Source organism: Fuscovulum sp., from assembly GCA_035192965.1.
In the GTDB taxonomy this organism is placed as follows: Bacteria; Pseudomonadota; Alphaproteobacteria; order Rhodobacterales; family Rhodobacteraceae; genus Paragemmobacter.
Map to the genome: position 1 here is coordinate 1,124,353 of CP136571.1, position 22,611 is coordinate 1,146,963.

Genomic DNA, 22,611 nt, shown 5'->3' on the forward strand with positions numbered 1-22,611 from the left:
ATGTACCCGACACCCGGCTCCGGCCCGATCGAGGCCCCGGTGTGGTCGACGATGACGGGGCTCGTCTGGGTCAGAGGGGCTCAGGCATTGATGGCACCCCGGTTGCGGCGGATCACGTTCAGGATCGCCCGTTCGCCAGAGGGCGTGGCGAGGTAGTCGCCGACGACGGACGGGTCGAGCACGTTGATGATCCGCGTCGACATGGAGGCGGCCGCAGTTGCACCATCGCCATTCATCTCGACACCAAGACGGCCACCCTTGCCGCGGCGTAGGGGCAGAATGGCCTCGGGGCCTGCCTCGCCCATGAGGCCTACGCCCTTCGCGAAGGGAAACACTGTTGGCCGGTTCACCACACCACCCCGTGCGAAGGCGGTCAGTTCCGCGCCACCTGCAAAGACCCCGCCCTTGGCAAAACCAAAAAGGCTGCCGAAGAACCCGCCGCCGCCCGAGAAGGCGTTGATCAGCGCGTTCTCGATCGGCTTGAAGGCCAGATCGATCAACCGCGTGGCGAGGTTCTGTGCGATCCGCGAAATCGCCCCGGCGAATGTCTCCCAGGTGAACTCGCCCGAAGTCAGGGCTTCCTTGATCGGACCGGTGATGTCCTGCGCGAGGCCTTGGGCGATCTCGCGGGACTTCTCCTGCGCCTTGCGCACCGCCTCGGCCGTGGCCTCCCAGGCGTTCTTTGCGGCATCGGCCCCCTCACGCAGCGCGTTGCCCGCGCCGCGCCCCGAACTGCCTGCGGCTTCCGCAGCGTCGCCTGCCCCCTGAAGGGCGGTCCCGAGGCCGGTTGCCGCCGTTTCTGCATCCTCGAGCCCTGCCGCTGCCTCGGTGCCGGAAGCCGAGACGGCGTTCCGCAGAGCCGCGACAGTCTGCAGGGGCGCGGTGGCGGCCGTCGCCACTCCACCCATCATGTCGCGCAGCTTTGCTGCTTCGCCCCGTGCCGCTTCAGCTGCTGCCGTCAGGCCAAGATCAGGCGGCGAAATGGGATCGCTGTTGAACGCTGCCTCGAAGGCCGCCCGCGCCTCGGCTCCAGCATTGGCCGCAGCCCCCTCGAACGGGTTCTCGATTCCGCCCAGTTCGATGGTGCCGATCAGCGGCACCCGCTTCTCGACGCCCAGCACATCGAGACCGGCATTGATGCCTTCGAGAAAGCCGTTGATCCGGGCCGCTACCCCGTTCAGCATGGCCTCGACGCCGCCGATCAGCGCGTTGGCCGCGCCATAGGCGAACTCGCCAATGGTGGCAGGCAGCGCCGACCAGAGCACCTTCACCGCCTCCATCGCCCCCTGAAACGTATTCAGCGTCGCATTGCCGAAGCCCACCACCGCCTCGAGGCCGGTCTGCAAGGCGGCGGTGATGCCTGCGCTGATCTCGGCCCAGCCCGCCATGATCGAGAGACCCAGCGCCACCATGCCGAGCTTCATGCGGTCCCAGACCTCCCGGGCCACGTCGCCCAGAAGGCCCAGCGCGGCCCCAACGCTGCCCGTGCCCTGCACCAGCCGCCCAAACTGGAAGATCAACTCGCCCACGCCGACGATCAGTGCCCCGATGCCGGTGCGGATCAGCGCGCCGCGCAAAACGACAAGGGCCGTCGCGAGGCCTCGGACAGAGAGCGCTGCGGCGGCCAGCCCAGCCACCCAGCGCCCGGCCATGACGCCCACGAAAGCCGCGGCATAAGAGGCCATCCGCCCCAGGTTCTCGCCCAGCGCATCGAGGGCCGTGCGCAGCGCGCCACCTTCGGAGGCAAGGGTCACGAAGGCCTCAGCCAGCCACGTCACAGCAGGTGCCACAGCCACTGCGATCTGGTTGCGGATGCCGTCGAAGACCATGCCAAGACTGCCCAGCGCGATCTGGGTCTGGCGGAGCGAGGACAGCGCCTCGCCGTCGAGGATTGCCCCGACCGAGCGGGCCTGGTCGCCGAAGCGGGTCATCTCGGCCCCGCCATCGCGCAGGAGTGGCAGAAGGCGGGTGGCGTCCGAGGCCATGGCCTCGAGGTAGAAGGTCATCTCCTGCTGGCTGAGCCCGGCCTTCTCGAGCGAGGTCACATAGAGCTGCAGGGCTTCCGGCCCCGAGAGGCGGGCGAACTCGTCAGCCGTGACGCCCACGCGCGGGGCGATCTGTTCGAAGAAGTCCTTCATCGGACCGCCACCGGTCTGAAGGAAATCCCCTACCCGGTCGTTCACGTCCTTCAGGATGTCGGCCAGCTTCTCCTGTTCGACCCCGACCGTGCGCGCCCCGGCCGCCCAGCGCTGGAAGCTCTCGGGCGTCGCATTGGCCACTTGCGCGAATTGCCGGATCTGGTCGGCACTCTGGGCCGCGTTGCGCACGATGATCCCGAGCCCAGTGGTGGCGGCGGAGGCGGCCGCAGCCATGGCGATCCCGGCCCGGCGTGCAAAGGCGGCAAGCCGGGTGTTCGCGGCCTCCATCTCGCGCGACAGACGGCTGAAGCCGCGCGTTCCGGCCTCGCCGATCCCTTCCAGCTCGGCGCGGACCTGGCGACCGCCCACAGCCGCGAGGCGGACGGAAACGCGCTTCTCAGCCATCGCGGCGACCTTCTCTCTCTTCGTTCAGGTTGCGCACCATGGCGGCTTCGATCACTGGCAGGAGTTCGACGACGGCGCGCGGGGAAATGCCCATGGCGGCGGCCATGGCCAGTGCGGCCGTCATGTCCCATCCGAGGACAGCACCGGGAATGGCCCGGATCTGGCCGCCCATGCGCTGCGCCAGATCCCAGACTTGCCAGCCCTCATGGCTCAGGGGCGCATTCAGGATTTGCGGGCAGTCCGGGCAGCGCCCTTCGCAGGCCTGGCAGTAACCGTCGCCCCCGCCGAAGACCCAAGTTGCGAGGGCGCCGAGACGTTTTTTTCCGCCTCGAGCTCCAGACCCTTGGCGACATAGGCCGTCTGGAACTTCTCGAAGATCGGCCAGAGATCAAGAAGCGCGTCGATGGCCTCAGGGCTGACGGGGATCGGGGCACCGTCCGCGTCGCCCACACCCTCCCAATCGACAATGGCGCGGGTGGCGATGGCCTTGGCGAAAATGACCGCGATACTGTCATCAGGCGTGCCGGGCGCGATGGCGCGCACGGTTTGGTCGGTGCGGGCGGCGACCATGATGGCCGTGGTCAGGGGCTCGACCTTGACGCGGACGCCCAGCGAGAGGTCCAGCCACTCAGCCTCACGGGCGAGGTTCAGGCGCAGCATGCTTAATACTCCTCGATGTCGTTGACGAGCGTGGCGGTGCACATACGGCCCAGCGTGGCGTCGCGTGCGGCCTGCCAGTCGAAAGTGGCCTGGATGCCCTGCGGCCCGGAAATCTCGATCCGGGGGCGCGGCAGATAGACGGCATGTGCCGTGAAGCTGAAGCTCTCGCCTGATGGCAGGCTATAGGCGAAGGTCAGTGCGCAGGGATCTCCCGCGATGGCCTGGTTGACCAGCATCTGATCGGCGAAGCGCACCTCGATCTTCCCGGTCAGCGCGGCAATGGACGGGTCCGCTCCGTCGATCCGGCCATCCGAGCGGATCGTCTCCACACGGTCGAGGTTGTTGGCATAGGTGATCTCGGCCGAGATGATGTTTCCGAGCGGCTGGCCGTTGCGCGTGATCGCCCCGTTGAAATGGCCGAAGCGCTGGAGGTCGAGGTCAGTTAGCGTGCCTGCGGCCGACGTGGTGGCGATGGCTTCGCCTTGTGCCACGAGGCTTGCCGTCGCGGTGAGCAGCCCGGACCGCTGCATCTGCCAGCTGAGGCTGTCGAGCACGCAGCCCGAGTACATGGCATAGCGCGGCACCTCCGGCATGCCGGTCTCGATGGACATCGACGGCAAGGACCAGGCGCCGGAGCGAAACTCGTGGGTGAATGGCCCCGGTGCAGCACCGGCCGTCACCGGCGTTCCGAACGCCGCCTTCAGCCAGAAGCCGAAGGCCGCCGCGTCGATCGGCACGACCACATTGCCGTCCGCCGTTACCGCGTCCTTGATCGGAGCCAGCGGGTCGCGGCCGTAACCAAGCAGTTCGCTGTTCAGCAGCGGCTGTTCCGATCCCAGCGTGGTGCTGGCGAACGGCATCTTCGTGAAGCCGCCCGAGGGCGGGGTGCCGTAAGTGGTCTCGAACGCAAGCGCAATCTGCGCCCGCGCGCCTTGCGCACGTGCCATGGAAAGATCCTTTTCTTCCTTGATTTGTCGAAGGTTGACTTGCAGCAGTGCCGCTTCTCGGGTCTGCTGCCGCAATGATTGGAAGGTTTATCATTCGCCGCGTCACCCTCCCGTTCCGCCGCGCACAGCTTTTGGCGATCGCTCTCGCGATTGCTGCGGCCCTCGTCGGCGAGCCCGAGGCGCATGCGCAGTCGTCCGATACGCTCGAGGCAAAGGTCAGCAAGGTTCTAGACGGAGACACCTTTACGCTCAGCGGTGAATCCCGCCGGATCAGGATCTGGGGCCTTGATGCACCGGAATGGAATCACCAAGGCGGTGCGGCGGCCACGGCCACACTGCGCGGCCTCATCTCCGGCACGCGCTTGCGCTGCGCCGTTCTCGACATCGACCGGTACGGTCGCCTCGTCGCCCAGTGTTTCCTGCCTGATGGCCGTGACATCGCCGAAGAAATGATCCGCTCCGGTGCGGCCGGTGAATACTGTCGCTATTCCGGCGGTTTCTACGGAACCTGCTGAGCGGGCATAGCAGAGATCATACCATCGCGAGGAACTGCCGGAGCATGATCGAAGGTCTCTTCTTTCTGATTGTCGGGCTGGCGGCCCTCTACATAGCTCTTTGGCTGTTCATCCTGCTGCCTGCCAGGATGGCAGAAGCGAGGGGACGCAGTGCCATCGGCTGGGTTCTGGTGAGCCTTTTCTTTTCACCTATTCTGGCAGTTCTTCTGCTGTGGGTGCTGGGCGACGCCTCTGACCGCAATGCCTGACCGAATTCTACGCTGATCACAGTCCGGTCTTGGCTCGACGCGTCCCATTCGGCGGCATGGGCATCAAGCCAGCGGATCGGCCGTGGAATAGTGTAAGATGACGGGTATCACCGCCGCCTTCAGGCTGGTGGCGCCTTCGACCGGCAGATCGACCGGGCGCGGGGCTTCGGCCTCGATCCAGTCGCAAAGGCCACCCAGCGTCCGGTCTGCGGTGATCGCAGCACCAATGCTGGCGGTCAGCGTGTCGAAGGCGGTGTCACGGGCAGCCCCCTGCACGACCGCCTCGATCTCGGCTCGGTGCTGGTAGTGGTAGCGCAACGGCGAGAGCGTGACCTCGGGCTCCCCCGGCTCGCCGTCGCGCAGGATCAGGAGGCCTGCGGCAGGCACCCGTTCGGGCAGCACGTCACCACGCAGGGCGGTCGCGGGCAAGGCCGAAAGCCGCGCATGCAGCGCGGCGAGGATGGTTTCGCGGAGTGTGGGCATGTATCCGCCTTGTTTACGTGAGCGGTGTGCAGGGTCAGAAAAGGTCCCTGAAGCTCCCGATCTTCAATCTGAATCGGTGGTTCGTCGCCCAGTCGTCCTTCATGGCGTCAGCGGCCTCTACACTCAGCAAACCTTCAACGATCATTTGTCTTGTCAAGTCGACGGTGCCGAGGACGACCAAGCCATCGCTCATGCGGCGGGCTTCATTCGCAGCACGCCTGTCGTCCAGCGCTACGCCGGCCCCAATCGACACCGCATGTGCGATCGTCGCGCTTTCGCCGATACCCAGGCGCTGTGTGCCAGTAAGCTGCCCAAACATCTCCAACGCTGCATCGCTCTCCACGCGGCAAACTTCACAGCATCCTGCGGCAATAGCAGCTTCGAACCGCGCCAACTGGTCCCCATAGACCTCAGTGATTTCCCCAACGGCATGGTCTGTCACCAGGAACTGCGGCGAAAGGTTCCGGATCAGATCCATCCGGTCGATCCGAAGGAAGTTCACCAGCACGGAGGTGTCTGTGACGAGGACAACGGGTGGAGGAACCAGCATGTTGGACGTCACTCAGCTCGCGCTGCCTCGGCAAGTTCGAGCAGCTTACGGCCGTCGACACCGATGGTCATGCCCACATCGAGAAGGCGTCCTCGCGAAATCTCACCCAGCCGATAAGCCTCAAGGGCGAGGTGAGCCACGCGGCTCCGAAGCTCTCGGGTTCCTCTCTTGTTGCTGACTGGCGCCTCAATATCCTCGAAGAGGTCCAAGGCCCGCAGGTAGTCTTTTCCCGCTTCCTCCTGCTCGGGAGACAACAGAAGGTCGCTTTCGGGCTGATTGATGTGGCGCAGGCTCTTCAGTCGATAAACCGCCGCCTGGTAGCTTGCCCCGAACCTGTGCGCGATAAACGCGACGTCTTGAAAGCCGATCGTCTGGGAGCGAGGTGCCGGACGCAGCTGGCCCTGTATGCTTCCACCGGTCGCCACATCAAAGACGATCTGATCGGTACGTGAAGGCTGACCCTTGCCGAGCTGTCGCAGCTCTTCCTCGAGCCCGGCCTCGGGAAGCAGGAAGGCTGCGGCGAAAGCGTTCGCGCGCTGTTCTATCCGCTCGCGACTGTTGTCGGCGCTGCTCACGCCAACCACACGGTCGCGATCAAGGAGGGCATGCGCATACTCATGCGCCAGTGAGAAACGCTGGCGCGCGCGCACATGCGCCGCATTTACGAGCACTGCCATGCCAATGCTCGGATGATGCAGGAACAATCCTGACATGGTGTGAGGAAGATCCACCACCGATGCCCAGATCCCCTGATCGCCCAGCAATCCTGCCATGTCGGCAATCGGAGCGCTACCAAGTTCGAGGCGCCTCCGTTCCTGTTCAGCGACACGCTCGCCCTGAGCGACAGCTTCCCCGGTCGATCTTGGTACCGGCTCACGGTACGCAGGCGGCCCATCGCGCTCTTCACGCCCGAGCAACTCTTCCAAACTGACGCCTTCGCGGCAGATCTGCACGCAGCGGTCTACCTCGATCCGGATTTCCGGAGTCGCATCGATACCCGGCGCAATCCGATGCAGCGCCACTACGACATCTTCATCAGCGTCCGGGACGTCTGCGAGAAACCATCTGACCGGCCGACGATAGAGGTCCGCCATTCGCGCAAGTTCCATGGTGGACACCGCGCGGTTGCCTCCTTCGATTTGCGTGACAGCGGTACGGGGAAGACCGAGTGCTTCAGCCGCTGCACCCTGGCTGATTGATGCGAGTTCTCGTGCCTCCCTTAGTCGGCGGGATAATTCGATGCGATTCATGACGGGTTCCTCGGTGTGCATGTCGGGCTTCTCCCGGCCCCTGCATGGGTACAAGATAGGCCGTTAGAACTATAACGTCAAATTCTTACTTGAACGTTCGATTGCCGCACACCACATCGTCACCATGCCACCGAAAGGAGGTGATGGACATGGCAGGCAAGAACCAGCACGTGGTTCGACGCGCGGACGGCTGGGCTGTCCTTGGCGCTGGTAACAGCCGCGATACGGCGCGGTATGGCACTCAGGCCGAGGCAATCAATCGGGCCACCGAAATTGCACGTAACCAGCAAAGCGAAGTGCTTATCCACGGGCGTGACGGTCGGATCCGTGAGCGTAACAGCTACGGAAACGATCCGTTCCCGCCGCGCGGCTGAGAATGGCGCGGAGGACCAACATGGCCCTCCGCGCTCCCCTCGCTTCAAAGCCGCCCCTCCACCCAGTTCGCCACGATCAGCCCCGGCACCGCGTCATGCGCCTGAGCCGCATCCCGTGCCAGGTCCAGCCGCTTCGGCAGCTTGACCTGCGGCACCAGCAGGAAGATCGGTGCGGTGACCAGGCCCCGGCCGGTCTTCGACCGTGACGCCACGGCCCGACCCTTCGTGTTCAACCGCCCCTCGGCCACCAACAGGCTCGGGCCCCAGCGGCGATAGATGAACTGCAGGCGCAGCCCGCTGCGTCGTTCCCATTCGCCCGGGGTGATCCGGCCACCACGCGTGGATTTACCTGCGGCGGGCGTGGGGATCGCCAGCCAGAAGCCGTTCTTCGACCGGATCAACGGGCCGGTGTCATGGGCACCGACGATGACGGGGGCGTTGGACCAGACCATGGCCGCCGCGTTGAGGCTGGGCGTGGCCTTCGGAAACTGTTCTGACCGGATGGTACGGGCAAGCCGGGCCCCGAGCCCTGCGCCGGTGATCTGCAGCCGCCAGGAACTCTTCAGCCCGGTCCCGGCTTCGCGGATTGCGGCGGACACCGCGCGCTCGCCTGCCGCGACCTCGGCCGCCATCATAGCGACGATGTCGGGATCGATGTCGAGCTTCAGCTTCATGGCGATCACACTGGCCTCAGATCGACGGACCAAATCAGCCGCTCGCGGTCACGGTCGGGCTCGCCCTGAATGAGGAAGGCATCGCCGTCGATCTCGATCCGGTCGCCGGGGCGTGGGTTGGGCACCTCAGCCACGCGCAGGTCGACGCGGCTAGTCTCGGACCAGAGGCGCGCCTCGCCAAAGTCGGTGACCGCATCGGCGCGCCGGGCGACGATGCGCACCAACTGGGGCGCGCCGCCTTCGGTAATGTAGACCGCCTCCCGGCCGATGTTCGGATCGGCGAAGAGCGCACCAACGGCGGCGGCGAAGGCCGACATCAGAACGCCGCGTTCAGCCGCACCCTGCCGATGGTGTCGCCCGCGCCGTTCGCCACGGCCTCGGTCGCCACGCCGATGAGGGTGTTGTCGGTCGAGACGGTGGTGCAGCGCTTGTTGGTATTGTCCCAATACACCTTCGCGCCCGCGGTCCATGCCTGGCTGCCGACCTTGGTCAGATCAAACACGCCGACGAGCGTGGTCTCGACGGTTTCGCCGAGGGCGGCGGGGCCGGAGGCGACGCCGAAGATGGAGCCGATGAGCAGGCCCTCGCCAGAGGCAACGGCATAGGGCGCGGTCAGGGTGATGGTGTTGCCGGGCTGGACGTAGTTTTTCATGATGGGGATCCTTGTGGAAAGACAAAGGGCGGCCCGATTGGACCGCCCTGCTCTTCATTTTTTGCGATGACAGTTAGCTGTACAGCGGGAGATCTAGCCCAAACCTGGAAGACATCTGCCACGACGCCATTTCTTCAAAGAATGGCCGCCATTGGGATGGGCCACCCATATACCTGAGCTGCTCAATGCTATCGGCGATCTCATCTTCCGGGTATTGGCAACCTTTGCGAAGTCGATCCAGAAGCAGGAACTGATAGAGGTGTATCCAAGCCCGATCCGAAAGCTCGAAGCTGAGTTCTTCGGTCACATAAGCTCCGTTTCCACCATCATATTCGTACATGCGTCGATGCAAACCTTTGAAGAATGCTTCGAGGACCTCGTTTAGCTTAGTGACAGAAATGCCCGTCACTTTTGCCGTCTCAACCATTAACGACTCACTCGGTTCACTCATCGGCAGCATCCCTCCGCTACTCTGCTCCATCGATAGTAGACGGTTTACGATTTGACAGAATGCTTAACTTCATGCGCCCGGGTTCTTGTAGAGGCCGCGCCAGTCGATGGCCTTGGCCCCGAAGTCGAGGCGGCACTTGATCTCGACCCCGTCCACATCGAAACCATTGCGGGTCTCGATATAGGCGCCCTGCTGGCCCTCGAGATAGGCGTACTCGATGGTGTCGATCTGGTTGGGCGAGGCCGCCAGATACCAGGACGTGGCGCTGGCAGCATCAAGGCGCGGCTCGCTGATCGGCGAGAGCGTGCGGATCGACTGCGGCACGACCTTGGTGCTGTCGGCGGGGACAAGGTTCTGGGCCACCAGCTGCTCGGCCTTCAGCTCCAGCGCAGCCGGGACGATCAGGAAGGCCGGGCGGATGTTCAGCACCGTCTTCTTGTCGAGTCCCGTCTGCAGGGCCATCGCGGCCCGGGCCGCGCCGACGCTCGCCACATCCAGCGCAGCGCCCGTCGCGGCGAGGTTCTTGTGCGTGGTGTGGAAGAGCGCGTTGCCGTCGGCCATCGCCGGGTTCGAGGTGATGATGCCCCAGACAACGTCGCTTTCAAGCTGCGCGATGGAGTTGCCGTACATCGCCGGAATGCGGGTGAAGGCGTCGAGATCGTCGTTGATCAGCACCTGTCGGGTGATCGCGACCACGCGGCCATAGGTCTTCACGCGGTAGCTTTCCTTGCTCTCGCCGAGCGTGCCGCGCTTGAACTCGCCGCTCTCGCCCACCTCCAGCAGTTGCGGGGCCTCGCCGAGCTGGACGCGGTGCATGGACTTGAAGTCGGTGGCCAGCACCTGACGGCAGAAGAGCGCAAAGGTGCGGGGATAGGCGTCATAAGCTTGGCGCAGGGTCTTGTTGGTGACGGCCGACAGGATCTCGGGGAAGTCGGATGTCGAATGCAGCGCGCGCGTCGCCACCTCGTCGCGCGACAGGCCCCGCGTATTCACCCCGGCGTTGCCGAGGCTTTCGCGGGCCAGTTCCAAGAGCGTCATGCCGCGATACTGGCGGGCGGCATCCTCCAGCGGGAAGAGCGTCGGGCTGTAGCGGTGCAGGAGCGCATTTGCCACGGCATCGCGGCGGGTGATGCGTTCGTCCCGGCCGCCGAGAGGGATGGAGACATGCGGGAAGGTGCGAGTTTCGTCGGATTTCGCTGCGACCTGGTCGAGGATGAGGCGGCGGGACTCGTCCACGCTGACGCCGCGCTTGACCAGATCCTCGGCGAAGCTGCGCTCGAGGTTCAGACGGTTGGTCAGATCGTAGATCGTCGAGACGCGGTCGCGCTCCGCCTCGCGGGCGCGGTTTGCGATGGCCTCGCTGTCGGGCGCGGCGGGCGCATCCGGCATGCGCGCGGTCGTCGGTTCGGGGTTCGCCGGGGCCGCGATGGGCTGCTTGCGGGTCTCGATCGAGGCGGGGACATCCCCGGCCACGGTGGTCGTGCTCTCAGGCATGGATGCCTCCTTTTGCATACGGGTGTCGACGATCTCGACGGGATAGCTGGCCTGGTCGGCGGCGCGGACCTGCGCGCGCGGATCGGCCGGAACGGTCACGAAGCTGACCTCGAGCGGGGTCCAGCGTTCGACGATGCGCTGTTCGACCTCGCCCTTTGCGGCGGGCTCGACCACCTTTACCCGCTCAATGGAGTAGCCGACCGAGACGTTGCGGATGATGCCGTCGCTGATCAGGCCGAACATGCGGTCGGCGGCCTGGTCGAGCCCTTCGCGCGGGAAACGGATGGTGGCTTTGCCTTCCTTGCCCTCGATCCAGGCGCGTTCGACGACGCCAACTTGCGAATGCGAGGACCAGACCGAATGGCTGTCGAGCGCCGGGGCTCCGGCGTTGAGGCGTGTCAGGTCCACGGCCCTGTCGCTGACCTCGAGGATCTCGTCGAAGGGCACGGAGGTATCCCAGCCGGTCCAGCGCCGCCGCCGGACGGCAGCACCAGTAGTGAAGACCACGTCGACCGAGCGCGCCTCGGTGTTGACGGTCGCGGGCAGGATGGGCGCGCGGCGCAGCTGCATCGGCAAGGCGACCGGGGCCGCCATGATCGTGTCGGGCATGGCCCTATTCCTTCTCTGGTTCGGATGCGGGGGCGGCCGGTTCGCTGGCCGGATCGCCCGCCTGCGCGCTGCCGGTCTTGGTGACGCGGCGAGGGTCGCTGTCGAGCACGAGGCCGAGGCCGTCGAGCTTGGCGTTGGTCGCGGCGATTTCCGCCAGCACCGCGTCCGGGTTGTGACCCTGCCGAGCGATGGCCTGCGCCAGCGTCATGGTGCCTGTGCGGATCGCCAGCAGGTCGGCCATCGCATCCTTGTAGGGATCAACGGCGTCGAACTTCGGTGGCGACCATTCCACCGGCACGTCCGGCGTCGGGATCTGGCCCGCAACCCAGGCGGCTTCCGTGAACCAGCGCCAGACCGGTGCGCAGAGCATCGGGATGAAGAGCTGCCACTGCACCGCGTCGATCATTCGGCGGAACTCGACCAGCCCCGCCCGGATCGAGGAATAGTTGACCTGGGAAAGGTCGCCGGTCAGCAGCTCGTAGGGCACTCGGAACCCGGCCGAGATCGTGTGCAGGCTGGCCCGCTTGTATTCCCCATAGCCGCCAGTGGCGGCAGGCTGGTTGAAGCGGATGTCCTTGCCGCCACGGGCGTAGGCGATCAGCCCCGGCTCGAACTGCTCCACCCGATTGCCGTCGGCATCGACCACCGAGGGCGCGATGCCCTGCTGCCCCTCGTCATCGCCGAAGACGATGGCAGTCACGCAGGCCTCAGTCTTCTTGCGGACTAGTTCCGCCACCTCGTAATCGTCGAGATCGCGCAAGGACCGGATCACTGGCGCGCCCCAGGGAACGCCGCGCGCCTGCGTGCGCTGCTTCTCGTAAACATGGGCGATCTCGGTCGCCGGGACCGGGCGTGATCCGAGCCCACCCTGCAGCGCGCCCCAGGCATCGCCGGGGTGAGCGGCTTGCAGCCAGTAGGCACGGCGCTTGCCAACCGGATCGAACTCGATCCCCTGTACCAGACGTCCGTCACTCAGTGCGCCGGACTTGGTGCCGTCGAGGAAGTCGGCCTCCAGCACCTGCAACTGCAGCGGCACCGGCAGACCGTCCGAGGATCGCCGCAATCGGCGGCGCACCAGCACTTCGCCAGCCTCGACCATCTCGCGGCAGATCAGCGTTTGCAGCCCGTAGAAGTCGAGCTGGCCGTCGGCGTCGCACTCCGCCGTCCAGCGAGTGAACAACGCATCGATCTTCCGATCCAGTTTGTCGTCACCGCTCGCGGCGCGGGGCATGATGCCCGCGCCGATGATGTTGTTGACCAGCACCGCCACGGCCTTGGCGGCATGCGGGTTGTTGCGCACGAGATCCCGCATCCGGTCCCGGAGCAGCGCTCCGGCGACACTGATCTCGGTGTCTGCCGAGGATCCCGGCGCGCGCCACCCGTCTGTGCGGCGCCCCTTCGCTGCGCCGTCATACGCCCGCGTCAGGGTCTCGAAAGCCTGCCGGGCCATCACGCGGCGGGCAGCCATGCGCGGGGCGACCGAGGCGATGGCATAGTCGAACCAGGTCGCCGACATCAGCGATCCCCACGCGAGAAGCCCGCGAGCCCGGCGACCGGCAATGGCCGCGTGGTGCCCGTGATGGCGCGCTCGATGGTGCGAATGCGTGCCAGCAGATCCTCAGCCGAGCCGTAGTCGACGGATTTTCCATCATAGCTGACTCGGGTCGTGCCGCTGGCATAGGCCCGGCGCAGCGCCGAGAGCTCGGTTTCCGTCCAGTCGGTCATGTCAGAACCATCCCCCGCGTCGGCCAAGCCAGTCTGACTGCCGTTTTCCCTGGATTGCGGATTGCGGCCGGTTGACCCGCCCCGCGCCATCCATTTCCATTGGACCAGCCCCGATCTGATCCTCGAGATCGCGCCATTTCTCGTCGGGCCAGCGGTCCGCGCCCGCGATCCAGGCGGCGGCGCGGGCATAGACCCGGCAGTCCAGCGCCTCGTTGCGCTCGCGCAGCTTCTGCCATTCGAGCTTCGCGAAGCCGCGCTTGGTGCGGACCGTCACCAGTTGCTCGGCCACGACCTGCTTCAGCCATTCGCTTTCCACCCATGTCGGCAGGTGGATCGTCCCGGGTGGAAAAGCCGCGCCCTCGGCGCGCTCCTCGGCTGTGGGTCGGTCGAGCCGAAGGAAGCGGTAGGTCTCGGCCTTGAAGGTCGACACCGCCACGGTCCAGAGCCGCGCGCCGCGCCGGAGGCGTTTGCCACCCTCGGTTGCGTCGACAAAGGTCGGGCCTGACACCGGGCTCGAGCGGTTGAACCCCTCGACGCCTTTCACCGGTGACACCTGCGCAAAGCCTTGCGCGCGCGACCAGGAATAGACCGCGGGGGCCTCGTATCCCGTGTCGATGGCCAGACGCGCGATGCGCAGATGAGCGCCGCGTTCATGCGGCCAGGACCGCTCCAGCAGCGCCGTCAGTTCCGACCACGCATCATGTCGGTCAGGCCCGCCTTCGATGACGACGTGATCGACAAGCCAGCTTTCGAGCCCACGACCCCAGGCCCAAACATCGACCTCGATCCGATCCTTCTGCACGTCGGCCCCGGCGGTTAGGAACAGCCCACCTGCTGGTACCGTGCCCGGTTTCCACGCCTCGCGCCGGTCGTAGAGTCGCTGCCAGTCTGGCGCTTCGCCGGTCTCGACCCATGTCTCGCCCAGGATCGTGTTGCGGAACGCCTTGATCGCCTCGTCCGACCCTTGGGCCGCCTCCCAGCCGCGGGCGATGCGTTGCCAGCTGAGCCAGCCCACCGGCGAATAGAGCGCTGAGAGGTGATACCCGACCGTCGTCGGATCTGCGGCCGTTGCGGTCGCCCGCCATTCGCCAGCCTCCAGCATCGTTGCCTTGTGGTGTTCCGCGATGGGCTGATCACAGCCCTCGCAGTGATATTCCGCCGTTTCCGGCTTGCCCTTCTGCCAGCGCAGCCGGTCGAACTTCAGCCACTGCAGCGCACCGCAATGCGGGCATGGCACGAAGTAGCGCCGCTGGTCGCTCGCCTCGTATTCTCGCTCGATCCGGCTTAGCCCCCGGATGGTGGGGGTCGAAACCAGCAGCACCTTGCGCCGATGGGCGAAGGTCAGCGACCGGGCCTCGGCCAGCGTCACCGGATCACCTTCCTCGTCGGCCGAGGCCGGATAGGCATCGACCTCGTCGAGGAAGATGTAACGCGCCGGGGTGGAGCGAAGCCCGACCGCCGAGTTCGCGCCCGTCATGATCAGGATGCCGCCCGCGAACTCCTTCGACAGCATCGTGTTGCCGGCGTCGCGCGATCGGGCCGGTTTGACCCGCTCCCGCAACTCGGGGCTCTCGTCGATCAGCGGATCGATCCGCTGGCGCGAGTTGCGTTTCGCCAGTTCCACGGTCGGCTGGACCGCCAGCATCGGCCCCGGTGCCTGGTGGATGGCAAAGCCGATCCAGTTGTTTCCGGCCTCGGTCGCGCCGACTTGGGCCGCCTTCATGAACACGATGCGCTGCATCACATCGCCGGGCGACAGCCGGTCCATGATCTCGCGCATGTAAGGCGTACGTGCGGTGCGATAGCGCCCGGGTTCGGCAGATGCGCGGCCCGACAGCATTCGATGCCGGTCCGCCCATTCCGAGACGGTCAGGTCCGGGTCGGGCTGCAGCCCGCTGCCCCAGGCACGCAGGATCTCGCCCGCGCCGTCGAAATCGGTCAGTCCGTCATCGTCACCGGAAATCGGGCCGGACCTCGGCAAGTTCGTCGAGGTGGGCACGGACATGTTTCTCAAGAACCTTCTGCATCGCGGCCGGTTCCACGCCCAGATCGGCCGCCATCAGCGCCGATGCACGCGCAGGCCAGTTGACCCAGCCATCCCGCACCTCACGCGCGAGCCGGAACACCAGCGACAGCGCGCGGGCCCGTTCGATCAACTCCCCCTTCAGCTTCTGGAGCCGGATGCGCCGCTCCTGCGCCTTCAGCACCTCGTTGGCGGTCTTCGCCTGCAGGAAGGTCGTGCCGCCGCCGACCGCCGGGACCGCCAGACCCTGTTCGCGCAGCGTGTCGCCTACAGCGGCCACTGCCGCCTCGGGGACGGGTTTCAGCTTCGGTTCGGGCGGCTCTCGGGTCTTGGACGGGTCGGTGGTGTCAGCACGCCGCGCATCACTGGCGGCAGCGTTGATGCTGCCGTCGGGATAGAGGACCAGCCGTTCCGCCGTCTTCGCCTTCTGGATCGCGCCCCGCGAAAGCCCGACATGGGCGGCGTACTGGCGCTCGCTCATGCCCTGCATCGACGGCTCCGATTATCATTCAAGATCATGTGCTTATCGAGTTGATAAGCGTCGCCACCGGAGCGAACGTCACTCCATCGAAGCGATGCAACTCACTACGGAGCCACCAGAATGACCGGCCGCGCCACTGACAATTCCAAGGCCCTCGACGCCTTCATCGCCGCCAAGACCGAGATCGACGCGATGCTGGAGCGGCTCGCCGCCCTTAGCGCGGACCATTTCGAGACCAGCCCCGATGAGATCAATTGGGGCCATGTCGGAACACTGAACCACTACCGCGCCAAGCTGCGCGAGATCAGCGACAGCGACTTCAGGGAAGGCGAGCACGCCGAGTGAGACGACCCGGTCACGGTCCGGCCCGCCGACTGGCGGGCTCGACCTCGTAGAAGGGCCCGCATCTCGCGCGCCCCTATACGGGAGACGACGATGACCCAGCTTTCCGACACCCAAGCCCTGATCCTGAGCGCCGCCGCCCAGCGGCCCGAGCACATCGCCTTGCCGCTGCCCGAGAGCCTGCGTGGCGGTGCCGCCGCCAAGGTGGTCGGCGCGATGATCGCCAAGGGCTTCCTGCAGGAGGTCGACGCCGACCTGCGCAAGGGCGAACCGATGTGGCGCGAAACCGGTGACGGCCACGGCACCACGCTGGTCGCCACCGACGCAGGCCTCGCCGCCATCGGCATCGAGCCGGGCGACGCGAACACCGCGCCCATGGGCGCCAACGACGCGCCGAGCGACGCGCCCGCGCCGGATGCCGCCACCGAACCGGAAGGCGCGCCCAAGGCGCGCACGCCGCGCGAGGGGACCAAGCAGGCCACCCTGATCGCCATGGTGCGCGCGCCGGAGGGCGCGACCATCGAGGAGATCACCGCAGCCACAGGCTGGCAGTCGCACACGGTGCGCGGAGCGATGGCCGGGGCCCTGAAGAAGAAGCTTGGGCTCGAGGTGACCTCAGAGAAGGTCGAGGGGCGCGGGCGGGTATACCGGCTTCCCGCCGCCTGACCCAGCGCAGAATGTGCTATGCCGCCGCCCCGACCGGGCGGCGGTTTCTCATTGCCACGACAGCAGATCGCGGCGGCGGCCTGTGGAGTGTCGTGTGCCTTTCCTATGCGACCAGTGAGGCTCGTGACGGGCATCATACGCCGTGACATGTTGCGGGAGAAACTGTGAATGGCGGCACAACATGATCGAAGACGAAGATGCCAATCGAGCGATTATTGATCGCGGCAACATGCCTCCAAAGTGGCCCACCCACCGCCATTCGCCCGAATTCTGGGAACAGTTGGGTAGAACTGTCGCAACATACGGCTTTCTAGAGGAAGTTTTGGGCAAAGCGATCTTCGCATTTACCGCGACTCGTCAGTTTGAAACGTCCGCAGAGGCGCAGGAGGCTTACGCTTCATGGCTTCCAACCCTTGAGCGAGCCTTGACCGACACATTGAAGCCGCTTGCTGAAGCCTATGGTAAGGCGGTTCGCGACAATGCCAAAAGCACCACTGAGAACGTTGACGAACTCGTCGCCGCGATCAAGGAGGCGTCTGAGATCAGGAACGTGATCTGTCATGGTTCGTGGCGGACGCCGGACCGCGAAGGGCGCTCGCTACCGCTATTCGTCAACAAACGAAAAGAGATCTTCGGCACACCGATTGATGTTGCTTACCTCCATCAGGTTCAAAGCCACGTTGCCGAACTCGCGGCCACGGTAATCGATACCGTTACCCATATGGGGTTTCAGTTCCCGGGCGGTGCTGGACCAGGCAAGCGAATTTGGCCAGATAATCGATAAGTGCGATCAAGGCTGTCCCTTTTTCAATCGCTCGAACAGCCGCCGCAGGACGTAGGACCGCGCGATGCTGACCACGGTGAACACCGCGCCCATCTTCAGGTTCTGCGCCAGCGTCGTGTGTAGCCCGAAGAACGGGAAGATCAGGATCTGCGTCACGACCGCGATGCCGTAGCCGACGATCACGTTGGCGACGGACTCGGTCAGCGACATGAGGCGCGACTGCTTCATGCCGCCACCTCATCCATCGGCCAACAGTTCAGCCGCCAGAGTTCGCAGCGCATGCGCCGCAACCAGGGGGACCACACCGTTGCCACAGAGGCGAAGCCGGTCCACCCTATGGGCCAGCCCATCAGCGCCTCGACGAACAGCGGGTTCAAGGTCCGGCGCGGCTCGGAGGTATTGCCCCCAGCCATCGGCGTCACCAGGACCTGGCGGCCAAGCAGGCCGTTCACCGGCGTGTTGGCAAGGCTCGTCGCTCCGTCCTTGTGATCGCGTGCCGTCGGCGTCATCCAGAGCCCGGCCGAATGGGTCAGATCGGCCGAGCGGCGGTTCCCCGCGCTCGGCTTGCACCCGTCGTTCGCCATCGGCGTCGGCCAGAGCGCAGCTGTCGTCGCGAGGTTCATGCCGTGCTGCCCAGCCTGCTGCGAGGGCGTCGGCTTTGTCTGTCGATTCTCGTTGGCACTGGCCCTCGGCGTCGGCCAGAGCCGCAGCAGTTCCGTCCGGTTCCCGCCACTCGACCGGGTGCCAGAGCAGGCGCGCGGGGTCGGCCAGTTCGTCTCCCTCGCGAATGGCGAGTATGAAGAGCCGCTCGCGCTTGTGGGGCGCACCGACTTCCGCCGCCGTGAAGAGGCCTGCCGCAAGGCGGTAGCCCATGCCGACCAGTCCTGCGGCGACTTCGGGGAAGCCCAGGCGGAGATGATGGGCGACATTCTCGAGGAAGACGAACGGCGGTTCGACCTCGGCGATGATGCGGGCGACATGGGGCCAGAGGTGGCGTGGGTCCTCCGCGCCCTGGCGCCTGCCTGCGACCGAGAACGGCTGGCACGGATAGCCCGCAGTGACGATGTCCACCGCGCCGCGCCACGGACGGCCATCGAAGGTTCCAACATCGTCCCAGACAACAGCCTGATCCAGGGACGCGTCTTCCATCCGCGCCACGAGAGTGGCTGCGGCGAAGGTTTCCCGTTCGACATGGCCCACAGCACGATATCCGGGGATGGCGATGGCAAGACCGAGGTCCAGCCCGCCCGCGCCGGAGCAGAGGGAGAGGCCGAAGAGGCATGCGTCTCCGGCTCCGGAAGCGCGTCCGGAGGGATGTAGAGCCAGGTCATGCATGTCACGCGGCGGGTTCGGGTTGTGGTTCGGGTACGCCCGGGAATTCTTACAGCCGCTCGGTTCTCACCTGCGCGAAGGTCCGGCCATCGCCGTCGAGGATCGCTTCGCGGCCGGTCTCGGCCTGCCAGCGTTCTACGGCGACATCGACGTAAGCCGGGCTGATTTCCATCGCGTAGACGCGGCGGCCGTTGGCCTCGCCTGCCATGATCTGCGAACCAGAGCCCGAGAACGGCTCGTAGCAGAGGCCGCCACGGACCACATGCTGGCGCATCGGGATCCCGAAGGCGTCCAGCGGCTTCGGCGTCGGATGGTCGGGCCGGTCATCCTTGGCAAAGCTGGGCAGCGCCCATGTCGATGGCAGGGTTTCTTCCGCCACTTTGGGTGGGCGGTTCGGCCGACGCCACCCCATGAAACAGGGCTCGTGCTTCCAGAGGTAATGCGACCGGGTGAGGACCCCGCGGTCCTTCACCCATATGATCTGCTGATGGACGAAGGCGCCCGCCTTCTCCCAGCAGGCCTCCAGCATCGCCTGGCGGCGGGAGGCGTGCCAACAATACCAGGCGGCGTCCTCAGTGATGGCTTCCGCCACCGCGGCGGCGATGAAGCCGTCGTAGAGTTCAGCCCCCTGGCTGCTGTCGTCCCAAGTGACGCCGTAGGATTTCGACCAGTCCTTGTTGCGCGTCGGGTGGTTCGAGCCGTCGTAGTCCACGAGGTATGGCGGGTCGGTCGCGAACAGTATCGCGCGCTCGCCGTTCATCAGACGGCGCACATCGTCGTGGCTGGTACTGTCACCGCACAGGAGGCGATGGTCGCCGAGGATCCAGAGATCCCCTGTCCTGGAGGCCGGATTGCGCGGCGGCTCGGGGATGGTCACCGGCGGCACAGAGCCTCCGGCGCCACCTTCTTCCCCGTCCCCCTCCGGCACGAAGGCCAGCAGCTTGTCGAGTTCGCCGTCGGAGAAGCCGACTAGGGACAGGTCGAAATCCTCGGCCAGCAGGTCGTTCAGTTCCGCCGACAGAAGCGCCTCGTCCCAAGTGCCCAGTTCGGTGAGCTTGTTGTCCGCGATCCGGTAGGCCCGCCGCTGCGCCTCGGTCAGATGCCCGAGCACGATCACCGGCGCTTCGGTCAGTCCAAGCTGCGTCGCTGCCAGCACCCGGCCATGACCCGCGATCAGTTCGCCGTCCTCGGCCACGAGGCAGGGCACGGTCCAGCCGAACTCCGCCATGCTGGCGGCGATCTTCACGACCTGGTCCGCGCCATGCGCCTTGGCATTGCGGGCATAGGGCTGGAGCTTGGCCAGCGGCCACATCTCGATCCGCTCTGGGGCGAAGCTCAGCGTCATGGTCGGGTGGTTTCCGATGTGTTGGTGGATGCCAGGCGGACTCCGGACACCGGATTCCGCGCTGGACTCCACGCGGGGTCCAGCGGCGTCCGGGGTATCCAGCCCAAAGGCCAGCGTTCATTGGGGTTTGCGCGGGGTCAGATGGATCCGGCTTCCGGGTGGCTTCCCAGAAATCCGGCCCTGTCGCTAGCGATGTGCCGCGCTTCGCCCGCCAGCATACGATTTCAGCTAGGAAGGAACCGGAAACTCGCCGGGGCTGGACTCTCGCTGGATACCAGGGTCCAGCAGCCTCCGAGAATGAAAACGGGGAGAGCCGTCTACGCGACGCACCCTCCCCATCATGCTTTTCAGATAGCACGGATCTGTTGCAGCTGTCGAAAACAAAAGTGTTGCAACACTTTATGCAGCCGCAGCGACCGAAAAGAGAGTGCAGAACGCTTCAGTGCATCTCAGATCTAGTCACCGTTTACCGGAACTTCTGTATCGATTTGTCCAAGGGTATTTACCATATCCAGAACATCAATACCGGCCAACCGAATACCGACGGCAAGAATAATCAAAATTAAGGTGTTAATTGCCGTAGCTACTATTCCAAAGCCAACCTGCTTCCAAAAGGATGTCTGACTGCCAATGTCTGCGGCGGCCTTTTCAACCCTTGCAGTAATCGCTTCTCGCTCAATGTCCGGTCGCGCGTCGTCGACCGTTTGATTGGCGAATGCTATGAGGATGTCCCGCGCATCTTTTCTATAGCGTTCCAGCTGATCAGACGTCGCTGCGACCTTCGCGAACGCCAGATCGTCAGCAGGAGTCGGTGCGCTGCCATGCTCAGCAAGGAAGTCTTTTGACCAAGCCCTCTTATGGCGCTTATACAATGCGTAAGCTGTGAGGGCTTCAATGTCGTCTCCCTCCGCTCCAAGCAAATCGAATACTGGGTTACCGGCCATGTCGTAGCGTCATGCGGGTTGTTTTCTGGCCTTCATCGCACTCGCTGCAGCCTTCTTAGCAGCTAGATAAACGTCACGCTTCAGGGTGACCACTTCACCACCGGTAGAAGAGTGGCGGGTAACGAAAGCAGCGATCTTACCATCGCGCCCAACGGTCTGGACCCTAAAGAATTTTGTCGGCTTAACCGAGGGCATCGTTGCCTCCAAGCGTTCATCGCCTTCCAGAAGTAACAACGAAGAGCACACTAGGCTAGTGGGGATCGACGTTTTTTGAGCCAGATAAGGCTCAACGCACTTCTAACCGCAGCCGCGCACCGATCAGATCGCTGAGCGAGCTAGCAGCTCAGCGATCTGAAAAGCACGTGCTTTCTAGGCATTAAGCCGTGAGGCGATCTTGGTCAGCGCCAGCTTGTGCTGCCGCCATGCGGTGCTGCGGTCGACGCCCAATTCGTGGGTGATCTCCTTCCATGGACGGCGTGCCGCCCGCCACCAGATCAGCCGACGCTCATCGTCGCCCAGCCACAACACCCAATCGAAGGTCTGCTCGAGCCGGGTGATCGCAGCGGTTGATGGCCAGACCCTCATCGGCTCTGGTTGCATGGCGAGGATCTCCCTCTCCGAGCGCATGATCTGCGGCCAAGCATTGAAGTAGCCCTGCACCTTCACAGGCGGCAGCTTGCGCAGGGTGCGGAACGCCTCTTCGAAATGATCGGCGACATCCTCGGCGGTCCAGACATGGTCAGCCATGGCGCACCTCCCTTGCGTTGCGTGGTCCGTAGAGTTTTGCCCCCAGCTGCTCGACCAATTCACGTTCCGGCCAGGTCAGACGCTGGTCATCCACGCTGACCGCGAGCAACCCCTGTTCATGCCATCCATCGCGTTTGACCTGCTCTGGGTCACTGCGCTGACCGCCGTAGCCTTTCGGGTGCCACCTCATACGCTAGGCCCTTTCGTCTCGATGGCCCAGAGCAGCAGCGCGATGGCGTCGGCCTCGTTGTCATCCGCTGGGTTGAACCCGCGCGCCCTGGCTGCGGCGATCATCACGTCCTTTGCCGCATTGCCCTTGCCGGTGGCATGCCGCTTGATCGTGCCAACCGGCACACCCTCGTAGGGCACGCCGCGCAACTCGGCCCACGCCGTCAGCGTGGCCATCAGGCCACCGTAGACATGGGCTGCGTCGGTGCCCGCGTGGCGACGGACCTCTTCAAACCAGATGGCTGCAATCGGACCAGACAACCGGTCCAGTTCCGTCAGCCAGCCGGAGAAGCGCAGGTAGCGCATACCGCCACCGTCGAAGCGACCGGGTTTGAAGCTGGCCGTGCCGATCGTGATCAGACCGTCCTGACCGCGCAGAGCCCAGCCGGTGGTGGTGCCGAGATCAAGCGCCAGAATGCAGCGCTGGTTTTGTTTGGGTTCGGCCATGCCGACCTCCTCTTCGCTTTGGCGAGCGTGGCGGGAGGGCTGGCCGGTGAGGGCTGCGGTCTCGCCAGGCCCCGAAGGGTGGTCTGGTCATGTCAGG

28 protein-coding genes and 1 pseudogene are annotated in these 22,611 nt (G+C 65.2%); 6 read left to right on the forward strand and 23 right to left on the reverse strand.

The window, feature by feature from the left end; genetic code table 11:
* Positions 1 to 80: 80 nt before the first annotated feature.
* Genes RSE12_05540 through RSE12_05555 form a run of 4 tightly spaced genes read right to left on the reverse strand, consistent with a single transcriptional unit; the run spans position 81 to position 4,150 of the window.
* Entirely contained in the window at positions 81 to 2,543 is a 2,463-nt protein-coding gene (locus RSE12_05540) for a phage tail tape measure protein (protein ID WRH63802.1), read from the reverse strand.
* Positions 2,536 to 2,715, reverse strand: a complete 180-nt coding sequence (locus RSE12_05545; protein WRH63803.1) for a hypothetical protein — start codon at positions 2,713 to 2,715, stop codon at positions 2,536 to 2,538. The genes RSE12_05540 and RSE12_05545 overlap by 8 nt, the downstream gene beginning before the upstream one ends.
* A 50-nt stretch (positions 2,716 to 2,765) precedes the next feature.
* Positions 2,766 to 3,203: a hypothetical protein gene (locus RSE12_05550; GenBank protein ID WRH63804.1), complete on the reverse strand. Its 438-nt coding sequence runs from the start codon at positions 3,201 to 3,203 to the stop codon at positions 2,766 to 2,768.
* A 2-nt stretch (positions 3,204 to 3,205) separates the two neighbouring features.
* Positions 3,206 to 4,150, reverse strand: coding sequence for a phage tail tube protein (locus RSE12_05555; protein ID WRH64743.1), 945 nt, complete (start codon positions 4,148 to 4,150; stop codon positions 3,206 to 3,208).
* Between the two features lie 74 nt (positions 4,151 to 4,224).
* Between RSE12_05555 and RSE12_05560 the strand changes: the two genes are divergently transcribed.
* On the forward strand, positions 4,225 to 4,665 hold the full coding sequence (locus tag RSE12_05560; GenBank protein ID WRH63805.1) for a thermonuclease family protein: 441 nt from the start codon (positions 4,225 to 4,227) through the stop codon (positions 4,663 to 4,665).
* Between the two features lie 44 nt (positions 4,666 to 4,709).
* Entirely contained in the window at positions 4,710 to 4,913 is a 204-nt protein-coding gene (locus RSE12_05565; protein ID WRH63806.1) for a hypothetical protein, read from the forward strand.
* Between the two features lie 63 nt (positions 4,914 to 4,976).
* Here the strand turns inward: RSE12_05565 and RSE12_05570 are convergent, their stop codons facing one another.
* From RSE12_05570 to RSE12_05580, 3 genes are read right to left on the reverse strand one after another with little or no spacing between them, the layout of a single operon-like run.
* Positions 4,977 to 5,396: an acyl-CoA transferase gene (locus RSE12_05570; GenBank protein WRH63807.1), complete on the reverse strand. Its 420-nt coding sequence runs from the start codon at positions 5,394 to 5,396 to the stop codon at positions 4,977 to 4,979.
* Positions 5,397 to 5,430: 34 nt separating this feature from the next.
* Positions 5,431 to 5,958 (reverse strand): hypothetical protein, encoded by a 528-nt coding sequence (locus RSE12_05575; GenBank protein ID WRH63808.1) that lies wholly within the window; start codon positions 5,956 to 5,958, stop codon positions 5,431 to 5,433.
* Positions 5,955 to 7,217, reverse strand: coding sequence for an XRE family transcriptional regulator (locus RSE12_05580; protein WRH63809.1), 1,263 nt, complete (start codon positions 7,215 to 7,217; stop codon positions 5,955 to 5,957). The genes RSE12_05575 and RSE12_05580 overlap by 4 nt, the downstream gene beginning before the upstream one ends.
* A gap of 128 nt (positions 7,218 to 7,345) precedes the next feature.
* Here RSE12_05580 and RSE12_05585 point away from each other — a divergent pair, with 128 nt between their 5' ends.
* Positions 7,346 to 7,570, forward strand: a complete 225-nt coding sequence (locus tag RSE12_05585) for a DUF2188 domain-containing protein (protein ID WRH63810.1) — start codon at positions 7,346 to 7,348, stop codon at positions 7,568 to 7,570.
* Positions 7,571 to 7,614: 44 nt separating this feature from the next.
* On the opposite strand, the gene RSE12_05590 is transcribed toward RSE12_05585, so the two are convergent.
* From RSE12_05590 to RSE12_05630, 9 genes are all read right to left on the reverse strand, one after another.
* A complete protein-coding gene (locus tag RSE12_05590; protein WRH63811.1) occupies positions 7,615 to 8,244 on the reverse strand; it encodes a DUF6441 family protein in 630 nt (209 codons plus the stop codon).
* Positions 8,245 to 8,249: 5 nt separating this feature from the next.
* Entirely contained in the window at positions 8,250 to 8,561 is a 312-nt protein-coding gene (locus tag RSE12_05595; GenBank protein WRH63812.1) for a hypothetical protein, read from the reverse strand.
* Entirely contained in the window at positions 8,561 to 8,896 is a 336-nt protein-coding gene (locus RSE12_05600) for a DUF2190 family protein (GenBank protein WRH63813.1), read from the reverse strand. The genes RSE12_05595 and RSE12_05600 overlap by 1 nt, the downstream gene beginning before the upstream one ends.
* A gap of 73 nt (positions 8,897 to 8,969) precedes the next feature.
* Positions 8,970 to 9,347, reverse strand: a complete 378-nt coding sequence (locus RSE12_05605; protein WRH63814.1) for a hypothetical protein — start codon at positions 9,345 to 9,347, stop codon at positions 8,970 to 8,972.
* Positions 9,348 to 9,416: 69 nt separating this feature from the next.
* A complete protein-coding gene (locus RSE12_05610; protein WRH63815.1) occupies positions 9,417 to 11,450 on the reverse strand; it encodes a peptidase U37 in 2,034 nt (677 codons plus the stop codon).
* Between the two features lie 4 nt (positions 11,451 to 11,454).
* Positions 11,455 to 12,966, reverse strand: coding sequence for a phage portal protein (locus RSE12_05615; protein ID WRH63816.1), 1,512 nt, complete (start codon positions 12,964 to 12,966; stop codon positions 11,455 to 11,457).
* Complete coding sequence (locus tag RSE12_05620; protein ID WRH63817.1) at positions 12,966 to 13,175, reverse strand: hypothetical protein; 210 nt, start codon at positions 13,173 to 13,175, stop codon at positions 12,966 to 12,968. The genes RSE12_05615 and RSE12_05620 overlap by 1 nt, the downstream gene beginning before the upstream one ends.
* A 1-nt stretch (position 13,176) precedes the next feature.
* Positions 13,177 to 15,180, reverse strand: a complete 2,004-nt coding sequence (locus RSE12_05625; GenBank protein ID WRH64744.1) for a phage terminase large subunit family protein — start codon at positions 15,178 to 15,180, stop codon at positions 13,177 to 13,179.
* Positions 15,128 to 15,688 carry a hypothetical protein gene (locus RSE12_05630; protein ID WRH63818.1) on the reverse strand — a complete coding sequence of 187 codons (561 nt, stop codon included), beginning with the start codon at positions 15,686 to 15,688 and terminating at the stop codon, positions 15,128 to 15,130. Before RSE12_05630 ends, RSE12_05625 begins: the two co-directional genes overlap by 53 nt.
* Positions 15,689 to 15,799: 111 nt before the next feature.
* On the opposite strand from RSE12_05630, the gene RSE12_05635 reads away from it, so the two are divergent.
* The 3 genes from RSE12_05635 (at position 15,800) to RSE12_05645 (ending at position 17,471) form a co-directional block, all read left to right on the forward strand.
* Positions 15,800 to 16,024 carry a hypothetical protein gene (locus tag RSE12_05635; GenBank protein ID WRH63819.1) on the forward strand — a complete coding sequence of 75 codons (225 nt, stop codon included), beginning with the start codon at positions 15,800 to 15,802 and terminating at the stop codon, positions 16,022 to 16,024.
* Between the two features lie 90 nt (positions 16,025 to 16,114).
* Positions 16,115 to 16,687, forward strand: coding sequence for a DUF3489 domain-containing protein (locus tag RSE12_05640; protein ID WRH63820.1), 573 nt, complete (start codon positions 16,115 to 16,117; stop codon positions 16,685 to 16,687).
* Between the two features lie 181 nt (positions 16,688 to 16,868).
* On the forward strand, positions 16,869 to 17,471 hold the full coding sequence (locus RSE12_05645; protein ID WRH63821.1) for a hypothetical protein: 603 nt from the start codon (positions 16,869 to 16,871) through the stop codon (positions 17,469 to 17,471).
* A gap of 6 nt (positions 17,472 to 17,477) precedes the next feature.
* Here RSE12_05645 and RSE12_05650 read toward each other — a convergent pair whose 3' ends face one another.
* From RSE12_05650 to RSE12_05680, 7 genes and pseudogenes are all read right to left on the reverse strand, one after another.
* Positions 17,478 to 17,699: a hypothetical protein gene (locus tag RSE12_05650; GenBank protein ID WRH63822.1), complete on the reverse strand. Its 222-nt coding sequence runs from the start codon at positions 17,697 to 17,699 to the stop codon at positions 17,478 to 17,480.
* Complete coding sequence (locus tag RSE12_05655) at positions 17,696 to 18,094, reverse strand: hypothetical protein (protein ID WRH64894.1); 399 nt, start codon at positions 18,092 to 18,094, stop codon at positions 17,696 to 17,698. Before RSE12_05655 ends, RSE12_05650 begins: the two co-directional genes overlap by 4 nt.
* A gap of 202 nt (positions 18,095 to 18,296) precedes the next feature.
* A pseudogene (locus RSE12_05660) lies at positions 18,297 to 18,806 on the reverse strand (DNA cytosine methyltransferase).
* 46 nt (positions 18,807 to 18,852) lie between these two features.
* Positions 18,853 to 20,148, reverse strand: a complete 1,296-nt coding sequence (locus tag RSE12_05665) for a ParB N-terminal domain-containing protein (GenBank protein ID WRH63823.1) — start codon at positions 20,146 to 20,148, stop codon at positions 18,853 to 18,855.
* A 455-nt stretch (positions 20,149 to 20,603) separates the two neighbouring features.
* The gene (locus tag RSE12_05670; protein ID WRH63824.1) at positions 20,604 to 21,092 is read right to left on the reverse strand and encodes a hypothetical protein; all 489 of its coding nucleotides are present in this window, start codon (positions 21,090 to 21,092) and stop codon (positions 20,604 to 20,606) included.
* Positions 21,093 to 21,461: 369 nt separating this feature from the next.
* A complete protein-coding gene (locus RSE12_05675) occupies positions 21,462 to 21,839 on the reverse strand; it encodes a DUF6362 family protein (GenBank protein WRH63825.1) in 378 nt (125 codons plus the stop codon).
* A 186-nt stretch (positions 21,840 to 22,025) separates the two neighbouring features.
* A complete protein-coding gene (locus tag RSE12_05680; GenBank protein ID WRH63826.1) occupies positions 22,026 to 22,514 on the reverse strand; it encodes a hypothetical protein in 489 nt (162 codons plus the stop codon).
* Between the last annotated feature and the right edge of the window lie 97 nt (positions 22,515 to 22,611).

What these genes read in the sequence shown, in the direction of transcription:
- RSE12_05610 (WRH63815.1), bottom strand. Translation starts at nt 11,450, where the DNA reads ATGCCCGACACGATCATGGCGGCCCCGGTCGCCTTGCCGATGCAGCTG.
- RSE12_05675 (WRH63825.1), bottom strand. Translation starts at nt 21,839, where the DNA reads ATGGCTGACCATGTCTGGACCGCCGAGGATGTCGCCGATCATTTCGAA.
- RSE12_05550 (WRH63804.1), bottom strand. Translation starts at nt 3,203, where the DNA reads ATGCTGCGCCTGAACCTCGCCCGTGAGGCTGAGTGGCTGGACCTCTCG.
- RSE12_05680 (WRH63826.1), bottom strand. Translation starts at nt 22,514, where the DNA reads ATGGCCGAACCCAAACAAAACCAGCGCTGCATTCTGGCGCTTGATCTC.
- RSE12_05585 (WRH63810.1), top strand. Translation starts at nt 7,346, where the DNA reads ATGGCAGGCAAGAACCAGCACGTGGTTCGACGCGCGGACGGCTGGGCT.
- RSE12_05570 (WRH63807.1), bottom strand. Translation starts at nt 5,396, where the DNA reads ATGCCCACACTCCGCGAAACCATCCTCGCCGCGCTGCATGCGCGGCTT.
- RSE12_05665 (WRH63823.1), bottom strand. Translation starts at nt 20,148, where the DNA reads ATGACGCTGAGCTTCGCCCCAGAGCGGATCGAGATGTGGCCGCTGGCC.
- RSE12_05635 (WRH63819.1), top strand. Translation starts at nt 15,800, where the DNA reads ATGACCGGCCGCGCCACTGACAATTCCAAGGCCCTCGACGCCTTCATC.
- RSE12_05555 (WRH64743.1), bottom strand. Translation starts at nt 4,150, where the DNA reads ATGGCACGTGCGCAAGGCGCGCGGGCGCAGATTGCGCTTGCGTTCGAG.
- RSE12_05670 (WRH63824.1), bottom strand. Translation starts at nt 21,092, where the DNA reads ATGGCCGGTAACCCAGTATTCGATTTGCTTGGAGCGGAGGGAGACGAC.
- RSE12_05565 (WRH63806.1), top strand. Translation starts at nt 4,710, where the DNA reads ATGATCGAAGGTCTCTTCTTTCTGATTGTCGGGCTGGCGGCCCTCTAC.
- RSE12_05615 (WRH63816.1), bottom strand. Translation starts at nt 12,966, where the DNA reads ATGTCGGCGACCTGGTTCGACTATGCCATCGCCTCGGTCGCCCCGCGC.
- RSE12_05580 (WRH63809.1), bottom strand. Translation starts at nt 7,217, where the DNA reads ATGCACACCGAGGAACCCGTCATGAATCGCATCGAATTATCCCGCCGA.
- RSE12_05655 (WRH64894.1), bottom strand. Translation starts at nt 18,094, where the DNA reads ATGAACCTCGCGACGACAGCTGCGCTCTGGCCGACGCCGATGGCGAAC.
- RSE12_05645 (WRH63821.1), top strand. Translation starts at nt 16,869, where the DNA reads ATGATCGAAGACGAAGATGCCAATCGAGCGATTATTGATCGCGGCAAC.
- RSE12_05595 (WRH63812.1), bottom strand. Translation starts at nt 8,561, where the DNA reads ATGTCGGCCTTCGCCGCCGCCGTTGGTGCGCTCTTCGCCGATCCGAAC.
- RSE12_05545 (WRH63803.1), bottom strand. Translation starts at nt 2,715, where the DNA reads ATGGGCGGCCAGATCCGGGCCATTCCCGGTGCTGTCCTCGGATGGGAC.
- RSE12_05590 (WRH63811.1), bottom strand. Translation starts at nt 8,244, where the DNA reads ATGAAGCTGAAGCTCGACATCGATCCCGACATCGTCGCTATGATGGCG.
- RSE12_05540 (WRH63802.1), bottom strand. Translation starts at nt 2,543, where the DNA reads ATGGCTGAGAAGCGCGTTTCCGTCCGCCTCGCGGCTGTGGGCGGTCGC.
- RSE12_05600 (WRH63813.1), bottom strand. Translation starts at nt 8,896, where the DNA reads ATGAAAAACTACGTCCAGCCCGGCAACACCATCACCCTGACCGCGCCC.
- RSE12_05560 (WRH63805.1), top strand. Translation starts at nt 4,225, where the DNA reads ATGATTGGAAGGTTTATCATTCGCCGCGTCACCCTCCCGTTCCGCCGC.
- RSE12_05620 (WRH63817.1), bottom strand. Translation starts at nt 13,175, where the DNA reads ATGACCGACTGGACGGAAACCGAGCTCTCGGCGCTGCGCCGGGCCTAT.
- RSE12_05640 (WRH63820.1), top strand. Translation starts at nt 16,115, where the DNA reads ATGACCCAGCTTTCCGACACCCAAGCCCTGATCCTGAGCGCCGCCGCC.
- RSE12_05630 (WRH63818.1), bottom strand. Translation starts at nt 15,688, where the DNA reads ATGCAGGGCATGAGCGAGCGCCAGTACGCCGCCCATGTCGGGCTTTCG.
- RSE12_05605 (WRH63814.1), bottom strand. Translation starts at nt 9,347, where the DNA reads ATGAGTGAACCGAGTGAGTCGTTAATGGTTGAGACGGCAAAAGTGACG.
- RSE12_05650 (WRH63822.1), bottom strand. Translation starts at nt 17,699, where the DNA reads ATGAAGCAGTCGCGCCTCATGTCGCTGACCGAGTCCGTCGCCAACGTG.
- RSE12_05625 (WRH64744.1), bottom strand. Translation starts at nt 15,180, where the DNA reads ATGTCCGTGCCCACCTCGACGAACTTGCCGAGGTCCGGCCCGATTTCC.